Genomic DNA, 12,538 nt, shown 5'->3' on the forward strand with positions numbered 1-12,538 from the left:
ATGCAAAAATAACAGGAATTCACCATGACGAATTTGTTTACGCTCGACAACAAACGCGTGTTAATTACCGGCTCTGCACAAGGAATAGGCTTTTTATTAGCACAAGGTCTTGCTGAGCATGGCGCTGAAATTATCATCAATGATATTACTGCTGAACGCGCCGAACATGCGGCAATGAAATTACGTGACAGTGGTTATACCGCCTGGACTGCTGCATTTAATGTTACCGACCCGGAAGCGGTGGAAATTGCGATTGAAAATATCGAGCAAGAGATCGGGCCGATTGATGTATTAATTAATAATGCTGGCATCCAGCGCCGCCATCCATTTACTGAATTTCCGGTTAATGAATGGAACGATATTATTGCAGTAAATCAAACTGCCGTATTTTTAGTTTCACAGTCTGTTTCACGACGCATGGTAAAACGCCAGGCCGGGAAAATAATCAATATTTGCTCAATGCAGAGCGAACTGGGCCGCGACACAATTACGCCATATGCCGCGGCAAAAGGAGCGGTGAAAATGTTGACCCGCGGTATGTGCGTGGAGCTGGCGCGCTACAACATCCAGGTTAACGGTATTGCACCAGGTTACTTCAAAACAGATATGACCAAAACGCTGGTCGACGACGAAGCTTTCACTCAGTGGCTTTGCAAACGCACACCAGCGGCTCGCTGGGGCGATCCTGAGGAGTTGATTGGTGCTGCGGTGTTCCTGTCATCAAAAGCGTCCAACTTCGTGAATGGCCACCTGCTGTTTGTTGATGGCGGCATGCTGGTTGCGGTCTAAGGGGGGAAATATGATTATTGATAAACTTGAGAACGCCGCTCAAAACCCGGTGTACCCAACTGTGATTCGCCATGCGTTACAAGCAATTATCGCAAACCGTCCACAGCAATTAGCCAACGGCAAATACCCGATTGAAGGCGAACTTATCTATTTCTCGGTGTTTGATGGCAAAACTAAACTGCTGGAAGAACAACGCCCCGAACTGCATGCCCGCTATATTGACGTACATATCGTACTGGAAGGCGAAGAGATAATCGGTGCCGCACCGGTGGATCAGCAGCAGCAACAAGACGGTGGGTTCGATGAGCAAAATGATATCGGGTTCTATAAAAACATGGGCTGTGAAACATTGATAAAACTACGACCGGGGGACCTGACGATTCTTTTCCCCGGCGAGCTTCATCGCCCTATGGCAACGCTAAATGAACCGGCTGCGCTGAGGAAAATTGTGGCGAAGATAGATATGAGTTTGATTAGCAAATAACAGCTGTTGAATTAAATACGGAAGACAAAAAACAATCAGTTCACTATTAGTTCCGGGTTTGCAGGCATATGCTTTGTTTATCAAATGCGGAGGTAATTATGAACACAACGAAACGTTTTTTAATGCAGTTAAAAGCCCAGTTCGAACGTGAAGAAAAAGCGCATAAGCTGTTGGGTTTGATTTGGCTTTCACCCCAACAGCGCTATGAAATTTTAAAAGAGATTATGTTGCCGGTCGCGGTTAAATGAGTGGCTGAATGGCGGGTAATAGTCACTTACCCGCCTACAACAACTAACCTTTCAAAAACGCCAACAAATCAGCATTAACCCGGTCTTTCTCCGTAGTGCAAATACCGTGTGAGCCACCTTCATAAACTTTGAACGTCGCATCTGGCAGTGTTGCCGCTGTCACCTTACCGCAGGTTTCAAAGGGCACAATCTGATCGTCATCGCCATGAATAACCAGCGTCGGAATGGTCATTTTCTTCAGGTCTTCGCGCAAATCGGTTTCCGAGAACGCTTTGATACAGTCATACAACGCTTTGATGCCGCCCTGCATGCCCTGCTCAACAAAACTCTCTCTGACACCTTCTGAAATTTCAGCCCCCGAGCGGTTATAACCGTAGAACGGCAAAGTCAGCTCTTTGAAGAAGTCCGCGCGGTTCGCACGCACGCCTTCGCGGATACCATCGAACACATCAATAGGTACACCGTTTGGGTTGAAGTCCGTTTTGACCATGATCGGCGGAACGGCACTTATCAGCACCGCTTTTGCCACACGGCTGGTGCCATGGCGGCCAATATAACGCGCCACTTCCCCGCCGCCGGTTGAATGCCCAACGTGGACCGCATCCTTGAGATTGAGATGCGCGGTCAGTTCGGCAAGATCATCGGCGTACTGGTCCATGTTATTCCCATCCCAACTTTGCGATGAGCGCCCATGCCCTCGCCTGTCATGAGCAATAACCCGAAATCCCTTCTGCCCAAGGAAAAACATCTGGTCTTCAAACGCATCCGCCGTTAATGGCCAGCCGTGGCTGAATACTACCGGTTGCCCTTCTCCCCAATCCTTAAAGTAAAGAGAACTGCCGTCCTTTAACGTGAGTTTGTCGTAATGGCTCATGATATCTCCGGTTCAGGTGATGACCGCACAAGGCCTGAGTGAAACGTGCCTATAAAGAGTAATGCAAGTTTTGCCCATGGCAGGTTTATTTACGGTCAGCAATTAATCAATGCGGCTTATGGACGGTTTCTTTCGATAGTTTGAACTTGCTCTCAAAATGTTAATAAACATGGCGCACTCCATTCCCGAAGACGTCATGTTACCGATATCATGTTACCGGTATCAGAGAGATGGTGAATTATGCTTAATGCATATCTTGCCTATTAATTCGGCGCAGAGGACAAACATATGACCGAAATAACAGCACATTACGGCGCAGGGACCCTACTTGGGATCGCAGCTTGTGCAGTCGTACTCCTACTTATTCTCATCATGCGCTTCAAAGTGCATGCATTCTTAGCATTAACTCTTGTGAGTGTTGTTGTTGCACTGGTCACCGGTGTGCCGTTCGATAAAATTGTCCCAACGATTTTGGGCGGTTTTGGGAGTACCCTGGCAGGCGTTGCCCTGCTGGTTGGCCTTGGTGCCATGATTGGTCGTTTACTTGAAATTTCTGGCGGTGCCAAAGTATTGGCTGACACACTGGTCGGGAAATTTGGTTCACACCGCGCACCACTGGCGCTTGGCGTTGCATCTTTGCTGTTTGGCTTCCCAATCTTCTTCGATGCGGGCCTGGTGGTAATGCTGCCAATTATTTTCAGCGTAGCAAAACAATTCGGTGGTTCCACGCTGAAATATGCGCTGCCTGCCGCGGGTGCATTCGCTGTGATGCACGCACTTTTGCCACCGCATCCGGGTCCGGTTGCTGCAAGTGAATTGCTGGGCGCGAACATTGGACTTCTGGTCATTGTTGGCCTGGTAATCGCGATTCCAACCTGGTATCTCGGTGCGTATCTGTTTGGCCTGTATGCTGGCAAGAAATTCGAAGTACCATTGCCTTCTTCTTTCCTCGGTAATGTAGAGGCTGATCCAAACCACCAGCCACCATCTTTTGGCACTGTTTTGTCGATTCTTCTGCTGCCATTGGTGCTGATTTTCCTTGATACTGGCCTGAACACAGCAATCGTGCTCGGTTGGGTAACTGCTGACAATACCGTGGTTCAGTTCCTGCGTATGTTGGGTAAAACCCCAATTGCATTACTGATAACTGTGTTCTTTGCTCTTGCTGTGTTTAGTGGTCGTCATAGCCGCCAGCACCTGGAAAAAGTGTGCGATGGCGCGCTTGGCCCAATCTGCGGCATCATTTTGGTGACCGGTGCGGGTGGTATGTTCGGTGGCGTTCTACGTGCCAGCGGCATTGGTGATGCACTTGCGGGTATCTTGTCTGATACCGGTATGCCGGTAATTGTAGCCGCGTTTGTTATCTCTACCGCTCTGCGTGTGGCACAAGGTTCTGCGACCGTTGCTCTGACTACCACTGCGGCACTTATCTCGCCAATGGTTGCGGCAACTCCAGGCTTGAGCCAGTTCGATCTGTGCTTCATCGTGGTGGCAATTGCAGGTGGTGCGACTGTTCTGTCTCACGTTAACGACTCCGGTTTCTGGCTGGTTGGCCGTTTCCTGGAAATGGACGAGAAAACCACACTGAAAACCTGGACTGTGATGGAAACGCTGATTGGTACTATCGCTTTCCTGTTCGCATTAGTAGGTAGCATTATTCTCTAACTGCAGTTTGTGACTCAGGTCACTTTAAACTATACGTTAAGCTCAGTATTATCACTGCAGACCAAACCCTCACTCTTACCGGTGAGGGTTTTCTTTTGTAAGGTCCCCATCAGGCACATGAGTGCCTGTTTTTTACACGGAGAGAAATATGTCCAGACCAGCCATTATCATTAATGAACTCGATGCCGAGCGTATTGACCGTTTGCTGGAGCAACCACAATTTGCTAACCAGCCGGTAGCTACAGTGCTGAACGCAGAACTGGACAGAGCAGAAATGTGTAAGCCTGAAGATATTCCGGCCGACGTCGTTACGATGAACAGCCGCGTAAAATTCCGCGATCTCTCCTCAAAAGAGGAGCATGTTCGCACGCTGGTTTACCCGGTAAACCTAACAGACAGCGACAATCAACTCTCAGTCATGGCGCCGGTTGGCGCAGCACTGCTGGGTTTGCGTGTTGGTGCGACAATTAATTGGACGTTACCGAACGGTAACCAGACGCATCTGGAAGTGCTGGAGTTGCAATACCAGCCGGAAGCCGCTGGCGAGTACCACCGTTAAATGATGTGTCCCCCTTTTCTTGAAGGGGGACAATAATTGTCAGGCCGATTCCCTTAGCACCAACTCTCCTGAAATAATAATCTTCTGAGCAGGCAACGCCGGCTCTTTAATCTTATTCACAATCAATGTTGCCGCCTGTCGGCCTGCTTCTTCGCTGGATGCCGAAACATAGGTAAAGCGCGGTGAGGTGAGATTAATGTGCATCATGTCTTCGAAGCCAATTAACGAAACCTGCTGAGTCAAAAACACGTCTTTACCGACCGTGCGCCCAACCTGTTGGATACCATTGAGGCAGCCAATAATTGCTGATGGTGAATGGCAGAGCATTGCGGTGATTTTGCTGTTTTTCTCAAGCAATTGACGTGTTAAACGTGCAGCATTCTCGGTGTCGTTTTCACAAACTGGAGCCCACTCTTCGCGAAACGGCAAATTGTATTGAGCCAGTGCATTGCGATAGCCCAGCAAACGCTCTTCGCGCATCAAGTTCGATGCAGTTCCACCCAAATAGGCGATATTTCGGTGTCCACGGTCAAGCAAGTAACGCGTTGCCTGATTTCCGGCCTGGCGATTATCTCGACCAATGACATCCCGATGGCTGCTTACAGTCGATTCAGCGATGATGACTGTTGGCAACGGGCATTGTGCAATCAGCGCCGGAATAGAGGCTAAGCGATGGTTAGCATCCAGATAAATAACACCCGCCACGCCTTGCTGCGAAAAAGATGTTAAACACTGTTGAAGCTGTTGATCATCGTCCTGCGGGTGACCCAGAAAAACCATATAGCCTTGTTTTTCCAGATAATGGACGACGCTTGCCATAACGTTTACACAAAAGGAGTCATTGAAATCACGGATAACCAGGCCGATAAGATTTGAGGTGCTGGAACGCAGGTTCGCCGCCGCAACGTTATGGACGTAGCCAAGCTGTTTGATCGCAGCGTTAACCTTTTCAATAGTTGCCTCAGAGATCTTACCTTTTTGGCGCAGCACCAATGACACGGTGGAGACAGAAACTCCCGCCAGTTGGGCTACATCAATAATATTGACCTTTTTCATCCCGTTCCTTTGCACCAAATATCCTTGTTATCAATACCATAAAGCCCCCAGTAAACATACCGGGGGCTAACTATTTTGCATCTCTTTCCCCTATAGCATTCAAGTCGCAGGAAGGCGGCAAAAGAACTTAGCCCCAGGAACTTACTTGAGTAAGTGACTGGGGTAAGTGAATGCAGCCAACGCATCCGCAGCTTGAAGGATGACGGGGAAAGTTATTTACCAATCATTGTGGACATCGTCTGTGCGATAAATTGAGCTCGTGCGCCAAATATCACCTGAATGCCCGAGTCGCCAACAAACACTACGCCGCGCGCGCCGAGACTATTGAGACCGTCTTTGTTTACACGGTCGCTTTTTTCCACTTCCAGACGCAGACGCGTAATACATGAACCAACAGAATTAATGTTCTCTGCACCACCCAGCAAGCCGATAATATCGCCAGCAAGTTCTGTGTCAGTTTTATCATTAGCGTTGGCAGTAATATCAGCGCGGCCCGGTGTTTTCACATCGAAACGACGAATAACAAAACGGAAAGTGAAGTAATAAATCAGCGCCATCGGTATACCGACAATCACAGCCGACAAGAAGTTAGTCTGATAACCGTTGAACGACGGCAAAATGCCGAAGGAAATATAGTCAATCATCCCCGCCGAGAAAGACTTGGCGATATGCGCATGCAGCAGGTACATACACATGTAAGACAGACCAGCCATAATTGCGTTGAATACATACAGGATTGGCGCAACAAAGATAAAGGTAAATTCAACCGGTTCAGTAATGCCTGTCAGGAAACAGGTCAATGCCGCAGAGAACAGAATACCGGAGGCAATTTTCTTATTTTTGGTGTTCGCTTCGTGGTACATCGCCAGACATGCCGCAGGCAGTGCAAAAAGCATCAGTGGGAATTCACCCTGCATGAATTTGCCTGCATTATGGTAGCTGTCGCTGCTAAAGGATTTCACACCTTCTTCTAGCATCTTGAACCAGATTGTCTGGTCACCATGGATAACCTGACCTGCTGTAGTCGTGTACTCACCAAATGAATACCAGAATGACGGATACCAGATGTGGTGTAGTCCCAATGGAATTAACGCACGTTCAACCAGGCCGAAGATAAAGGTTGAAAGCGCCTGATTATCACCATTCACAATAACCGACAGCGCATCAATTCCCGACTGGATATATGACCAAATCCATGGCAATGCCATCCCGAGCAGGAAGGATAAAAACGCGGTAGCAATGGCAACAAAGCGTTTACCCGAGAAGAAACCAAGGAATTCAGGGAGCTGCATGGTGTGGAATTTGTTATAGCACCATGCGGCCAGAATGCCGGAAATCAGGCCACCAAACACCCCCATCTGCAAGGTGGGAATACCGACCACCATGGCATATTTGCCGCCCGCCGCCGCCATTTCTGGCGTGATATGCATCACCGTGCCAATCGTGACGTTAATAATAAAGACTGATACCGCCGCCGACAGTGCAGCAATCCCCGATTCAGCAGCCAAACCCACAGCCGAGCCAATCGCAAACAGCATCGGCAGGTTGTCGAAAATCACCCCACCCGCATTCATCATTAACGGCAAATGGAATTTATCGCCGAAGGCCAGTAACAAGCCTGCCGCCGGCAACAAAGAGATAGGCAGCATTAATGCGCGGCCTATCATCGACAATTTAGATAACGATTTTGTAACACTTGATAGCAAACTCATAAACAATCCCCCGGTGTTGACGCCGCCTACGCGTTTTTGGTTTTACGCGTTTTTATGCTTGGTAGAACGTTCTAGTAGAACGTTCTACTTATACTGACGAAACGTTTTTTGCCCGGCAACTAAAATATGCGTTGTAGCCATACTGTTATCGAATATTTGAAGTTGAGCAGGTTTTGACCTGCAATTTATGGGGACTTATTGGAAGTGAATAGATGTTGTAAGGCAGATAAGCTCGCGTCATCCACCAAAAAACATGATGCCGTTAGCGCAAATTCTTACGTACAACAAACAGCAAGAACGCCATCAGCAAGCCCGGCAACCAAACCCATTGTAGCTCAGACCAAATTACCGCCTGACCACGGGGTTCGAGGTAGCGAGAGAGCTGAAAAGGTGCGACACGAATCACCTGCCATGGCGCAAAAAATCGTTCATCTGACCACGGCCATAGCCAGCCAACACCCTTGCCGCCGGTCGTAACCGAGTCCAACAGGCTATGCGAAAGCAGAGACACAGTCAGGAATAACCAGACGCGAACAAAACCTGCGCGGAACCAACGATAGCCAAATAGACACACTAGCGGCACCACAAATGCAAACAGCAAAGAGTGCGTGAACCCACGGTGACCAAAAGCATTGCCATACGCCACGCCAAATTTAAACGCCAGTACATCGGCATCCGGCAACATCGCCAGAATGATCCCGCCCAATAGCAGACGTGGAGGAATAATTTTTTTGCCAAGCCCTAATCCTAAACAAACGGGTACCGCAGCGTGAGTGATGATAGTTGGCATAGAAGGCGTTGTCTGGTGAGTGGAAACAGCAGAATAGCTCAGGATAAACAAAAAGAAACCAGGCTAAACATCCGAAACTGGTCGCAGCTTCCCTTCTACCTGCCAGTGCGAAAGGGAATGTTTCACCGTGATAATTTATGGCTTCGAGAGCAGGGTCTTCACACTAGAATCTGCCAATCGACATCTCATACCTGCCGCTATAAAATCTGTAAACGTAGACATTTGTCGACTTTTCATCTAAAAGTTCTGCGGTTGGCATTAGACAAATCCCGCTAACTAATAATAATGGCTGAATGTTAAAGAGCGGCAACTCAGCTAGCCGCCAGGCATTTCGCCACGTATAAACACAACCGCACACCCTCTTGGAGAATTTATGCAATCCTCGGTTAACAACAACGAGAGCCGAACCTTCTTCGGTCATCCTTACCCGTTAGGCTCACTGTTCTTTACTGAGATGTGGGAGCGATTCTCGTTTTACGGGATCCGTCCCTTACTCATTTTGTTTATGGCAGCAACGGTTTACGACGGCGGTATGGGGCTTGCGCGTGAAAACGCATCGGCAATCGTCGGTATCTTTGCTGGTTGTATGTATCTGGCGGCGCTGCCTGGTGGGTGGCTTGCTGATAACTGGTTGGGGCAGCAGAGAGCAGTTTGGTATGGCTCGATTCTCATTGCCCTTGGTCATCTGTCGATTGCGCTTTCCGCATTCATGGGTAACAACCTGTTCTTCATCGGCCTGATGTTTATCGTTCTTGGCTCTGGCCTGTTTAAGACATGCATCTCAGTCATGGTCGGAACGCTGTATAAAAAAGGCGATGCGCGCCGTGACGGCGGTTTCTCGCTGTTCTATATGGGCATCAACATGGGTTCGTTTATTGCCCCCCTGATCTCCGGGTGGCTGATAAAAACTCACGGCTGGCACTGGGGCTTTGGTATTGGCGGTATCGGAATGCTAGTTGCGCTGGTTATCTTCCGTGTGTTCGCCGTTCCGGCCATGAAACGCTACGACAGTGAAGTGGGCCTGGATTCAACCTGGAACAACCCGGTGTCTAAGAAAAACGGTGTCGGTGGCTGGTTGCTGGCACTGGCGGTGGGCGTGGCCGTTATCGTGACGCTGATTGCAAAAGGTGTGATCGTCATTAACCCTGTTGCAGTTGCCAGTGTGCTGGTATACGTGATTGCAGCGTCGGTAGCGCTCTATTTTATCTATCTGTTCATGTTCGCGGGACTTAACCGCAAAGAGCGCGCCAGGCTGCTGGTTTGCTTTATTCTGCTGGTTTCTGCGGCCTTCTTCTGGTCTGCGTTTGAGCAAAAACCCACTTCGTTCAACCTGTTTGCGAATGACTACACCGACCGCATGATCGGCGATTTTGAGATCCCTGCAGTGTGGTTCCAGTCAATCAATGCGCTGTTTATCATTTTACTGGCACCGGTGTTTAGCTGGGCATGGCCGCGCCTTGCACGTAATAACATCCGCCCAAGTAGTATCACCAAGTTTATCATCGGTATTTTATGCGCCGCTGCGGGCTTTGGTTTGATGATGCTGGCAGCACAAAACGTTCTGAACAGCGGCGGTGCTGGTGTGTCTCCACTTTGGCTGGTGGGAAGCATCCTGATGCTGACACTCGGCGAGCTGTGCCTGAGTCCAATTGGACTTGCGACCATGACGCTGCTGGCTCCAGAAAGAATGCGTGGCCAGATGATGGGACTGTGGTTCTGCGCCAGCGCGCTGGGTAACCTTGCGGCAGGTCTGATTGGCGGTCACGTGAAAGCCGACCAGTTGGATATGCTGCCTGACCTATTCGCGCGTTGTTCGATTGCGTTACTGATCTGTGCGGCTGTACTGTTCGTGCTGATTATTCCGGTACGCAAAATGCTGGAAAATGCTCAGGTGAAGACAGAACAAAAACCAGTGAGCAATGCCTGAGTCATATCGTCACCCGCAATGAGGCCGGTCTGATGGCAGGCCTCATTCTTTGAGCAGGTCCGGAAATATTTATAGAATTGCAGAAAATTAATTCAGAAGGGAAACCCTCGCTGGAAAGCGAGGGTTAAACGGGAAGTTTAAGCTTCGACCGTAATGCTCAGTGTTTCAAAAACCACTGTCTGACCCGCAACGATTTTGCAGCGTTTGCGGGTTTCTACTTCGCCGTCTACTTTCACCAGCCCTTCTGCAATCACCGCTTTCGCCTGTGCGCCGCTTTCACACCAGCCTTCCAGCTTCAGCAGATCGCATAATTCAACGTGTGGGTGTTTACCTAATGAGAAGGTCGCCATTTTATTCTCCATGGACATCATGATATTCCTCGCAAGCCTGCAAGGTATTCTGGATAAGAGTGGCGACGGTCATTGGGCCAACGCCACCCGGAACCGGCGTAATATACGAGGCTTTGGCAGCGGCTTCATCATAATTTACGTCACCGACCACTTTACCGCTCTCCAGACGGTTAATACCCACGTCCACCACAATCGCCCCTTCCTTGATCCACTCGCCGGGAATAAAGCCTGGTTTGCCCACCGCGACGATGACCAGATCGGCGTTCTCAACGTGTTGACGTAAGTTTTTGGTGAAGCGGTGTGTGACGGTTGTGGTGCAACCGGCCAACAGCAGCTCCATGCTCATCGGACGGCCAACAATGTTGGATGCGCCAATCACTACCGCGTTCAAACCGTAGGTGTCGATATTGTAGCGCTCAAGCAATGTCACGATACCACGCGGCGTACAAGGGCGCAGACGCGGCGAACGCTGGCACAGGCGACCTATGTTGTAAGGATGGAAACCATCAACATCTTTATCTGGGTCAATACGCTCCAGAACTTTCACGTTATCGATACCTGCGGGCAGCGGTAACTGCACCAGGATACCGTCAATTTCTTTATCTGCGTTGAGCGTATCAATCAGCTCCAGCAGCTCTGCTTCAGAAGTCGTGTCAGGCAAATCATACGAGCGGGAAATAAAGCCCACTTCTTCACATGCCTTACGTTTACTTCCAACATAAATTTGCGAAGCAGGATTCTCGCCAACCAGAACAACCGCAAGTCCTGGAGCACGTTTTCCAGCGGCAATTCGGGCTTTCACTTTTTCAGCAACTTCAAGCCGTACCTGCTGCGCAATCGTTTTACCGTCAATAATCTTTGCTGCCATCAGTCAGATGATTCCGTCTGTAATCGAAAAGGGAGGGGATTGTTTCTATTTTGTCAGAAGCGTGGCTCGCTGTCAGGCATTGTTAAGCCTTTATGCTCAATTGTCGCGCAGGCAGTTCAAAAGCCATTGACTCGTAAGGTACTGACCGTATAATCCGAATCCGCAATGCTTCCGAAAGGAATACAGTGCGCCCTTAGCTCAGTTGGATAGAGCAACGGCCTTCTAAGCCGTAGGTCACAGGTTCGAGCCCTGTAGGGCGTACCATTTCGAAGCAAACAGACGTCAATTGACGTCTTTTTTTATGCCTGAAGACCAGACACCCTCCATCAAAAAGCCTGCACTCCGGGAACCTTCTTTCAGATACGGTTCATGAGATTAGCTTCCTTATCCTCCCAAAGTCCCCCTTCTCAGACTATTCGCAACCCAAGCAATCCAGATCAAATTTCAAGGGATCACCGTTGTACACAGAGTGCCAATTTAGGGATAGTATCGGCAGCGCATCCTGTTTTTAATTGGAAAAACGGTGGTTATGATGAATATCTATGAAGAGCAATATCGACTATTAAAGCACAATGGTGCGCAGGCGTGGGCTGGTGAAGGTTATAAGCGAGCTCATCAACAATTAGCTGTCATTCTGCAAGAATTAAAACAACGTAGTATTCTCCCCTCCCCCGGAGCTTCATTTCTGGAATTAGGCTGTGGGAATGGTGCAATGTCTTCTCAATATATGGCTGAGCGTGGCTACGAAGTATCCGGTGTTGATATTTCACAAACTGCAATTGAGTGGGCGATAGAGCGATTTTTGACACTTGGGCTTAAAGGGCATTTTACCCAAGGCGATGTCTGCCATCTTAAGCAGCTGGAAGCAAATTCATATGATGTTATTTTTGATGGAAGTTGCTTGCATTGCCTTATTGGTTCACAGCGTGAGTTGTGTCTTGCAGAAATAAGACGTCTGATAAAACCAGAAGGTACGGTTGTTATCAGTACTATGGCTGGGAAACCGAAAAAACCTGAAGATTTACGAGATTTTGATGCCGATAATTATCATTTAATGAGGAATGGCCAGCCATGGAGAACCTTAAAGCCTCTTACACTGCTGGAAGAAGAGATCAGCAAGCAGGGATTCTCGATTATTTACACCGACCTGAATCATAATCCATGGTGGGATCATGCCACTATTTGTTGTAAACCATCATAGAAATGATGATGTGTT

The 12,538-nt window shown here is 48.8% G+C and carries 13 protein-coding genes and 1 tRNA gene; 8 read left to right on the top strand and 6 right to left on the bottom strand.

The features are described from left to right. Window positions 1-24: 24 nt before the first annotated feature. The 3 genes from idnO (at window position 25) to EDF88_RS24660 (ending at window position 1,521) form a co-directional block, all read left to right on the top strand. Window positions 25-789, top strand: a complete 765-nt coding sequence (gene idnO, locus EDF88_RS07460) for a gluconate 5-dehydrogenase (RefSeq protein WP_064516989.1) — start codon at window positions 25-27, stop codon at window positions 787-789. Between the two features lie 10 nt (window positions 790-799). After that, on the top strand, window positions 800-1,273 hold the full coding sequence (locus EDF88_RS07465) for a YhcH/YjgK/YiaL family protein (RefSeq protein WP_134183811.1): 474 nt from the start codon (window positions 800-802) through the stop codon (window positions 1,271-1,273). Between the two features lie 98 nt (window positions 1,274-1,371). Then, a complete protein-coding gene (locus EDF88_RS24660) occupies window positions 1,372-1,521 on the top strand; it encodes a hypothetical protein (RefSeq protein WP_166671955.1) in 150 nt (49 codons plus the stop codon). Between the two features lie 43 nt (window positions 1,522-1,564). Here the strand turns inward: EDF88_RS24660 and EDF88_RS07470 are convergent, their stop codons facing one another. Continuing rightward, window positions 1,565-2,395, bottom strand: coding sequence for an alpha/beta hydrolase (locus tag EDF88_RS07470; RefSeq protein WP_134183813.1), 831 nt, complete (start codon window positions 2,393-2,395; stop codon window positions 1,565-1,567). 288 nt (window positions 2,396-2,683) lie between these two features. On the opposite strand from EDF88_RS07470, the gene EDF88_RS07475 reads away from it, so the two are divergent. Both EDF88_RS07475 and rnk read left to right on the top strand, forming a co-directional pair. Further along, on the top strand, window positions 2,684-4,060 hold the full coding sequence (locus EDF88_RS07475) for a GntP family permease (protein WP_134183815.1): 1,377 nt from the start codon (window positions 2,684-2,686) through the stop codon (window positions 4,058-4,060). 148 nt (window positions 4,061-4,208) lie between these two features. After that, window positions 4,209-4,619, top strand: coding sequence for a nucleoside diphosphate kinase regulator (rnk, locus tag EDF88_RS07480; protein WP_064516981.1), 411 nt, complete (start codon window positions 4,209-4,211; stop codon window positions 4,617-4,619). A 39-nt stretch (window positions 4,620-4,658) separates the two neighbouring features. On the opposite strand, the gene malI is transcribed toward rnk, so the two are convergent. From malI to EDF88_RS07495, 3 genes are all read right to left on the bottom strand, one after another. Next, window positions 4,659-5,675: a Mal regulon transcriptional regulator MalI gene (malI, locus tag EDF88_RS07485; protein WP_134183817.1), complete on the bottom strand. Its 1,017-nt coding sequence runs from the start codon at window positions 5,673-5,675 to the stop codon at window positions 4,659-4,661. A gap of 212 nt (window positions 5,676-5,887) precedes the next feature. Next, window positions 5,888-7,387, bottom strand: coding sequence for a PTS transporter subunit EIIC (locus EDF88_RS07490; RefSeq protein WP_134183819.1), 1,500 nt, complete (start codon window positions 7,385-7,387; stop codon window positions 5,888-5,890). Window positions 7,388-7,649: 262 nt separating this feature from the next. Continuing rightward, window positions 7,650-8,177 (bottom strand): metal-dependent hydrolase, encoded by a 528-nt coding sequence (locus tag EDF88_RS07495; protein ID WP_134183821.1) that lies wholly within the window; start codon window positions 8,175-8,177, stop codon window positions 7,650-7,652. Between the two features lie 373 nt (window positions 8,178-8,550). Here EDF88_RS07495 and EDF88_RS07500 point away from each other — a divergent pair, with 373 nt between their 5' ends. Next, window positions 8,551-10,104 (top strand): peptide MFS transporter, encoded by a 1,554-nt coding sequence (locus EDF88_RS07500; protein ID WP_064516973.1) that lies wholly within the window; start codon window positions 8,551-8,553, stop codon window positions 10,102-10,104. 137 nt (window positions 10,105-10,241) lie between these two features. Here EDF88_RS07500 and ybcJ read toward each other — a convergent pair whose 3' ends face one another. Further along, on the bottom strand, window positions 10,242-10,454 hold the full coding sequence (gene ybcJ, locus EDF88_RS07505; RefSeq protein WP_064516971.1) for a ribosome-associated protein YbcJ: 213 nt from the start codon (window positions 10,452-10,454) through the stop codon (window positions 10,242-10,244). Between the two features lies 1 nt (window position 10,455). Then, complete coding sequence (gene folD / locus EDF88_RS07510) at window positions 10,456-11,322, bottom strand: bifunctional methylenetetrahydrofolate dehydrogenase/methenyltetrahydrofolate cyclohydrolase FolD (protein ID WP_064516969.1); 867 nt, start codon at window positions 11,320-11,322, stop codon at window positions 10,456-10,458. Between the two features lie 187 nt (window positions 11,323-11,509). Between folD and EDF88_RS07515 the strand changes: the two genes are divergently transcribed. Continuing rightward, window positions 11,510-11,586 (top strand) — tRNA-Arg (locus EDF88_RS07515). A 268-nt stretch (window positions 11,587-11,854) separates the two neighbouring features. Further along, window positions 11,855-12,523, top strand: a complete 669-nt coding sequence (locus tag EDF88_RS07520) for a class I SAM-dependent methyltransferase (RefSeq protein WP_134184189.1) — start codon at window positions 11,855-11,857, stop codon at window positions 12,521-12,523. Window positions 12,524-12,538 lie beyond the last annotated feature (15 nt).

Origin of the sequence: Buttiauxella sp. BIGb0552 (genome assembly GCF_004366275.1) — a bacterium.
Lineage (GTDB): Bacteria > Pseudomonadota > Gammaproteobacteria > Enterobacterales > Enterobacteriaceae > Buttiauxella > Buttiauxella gaviniae.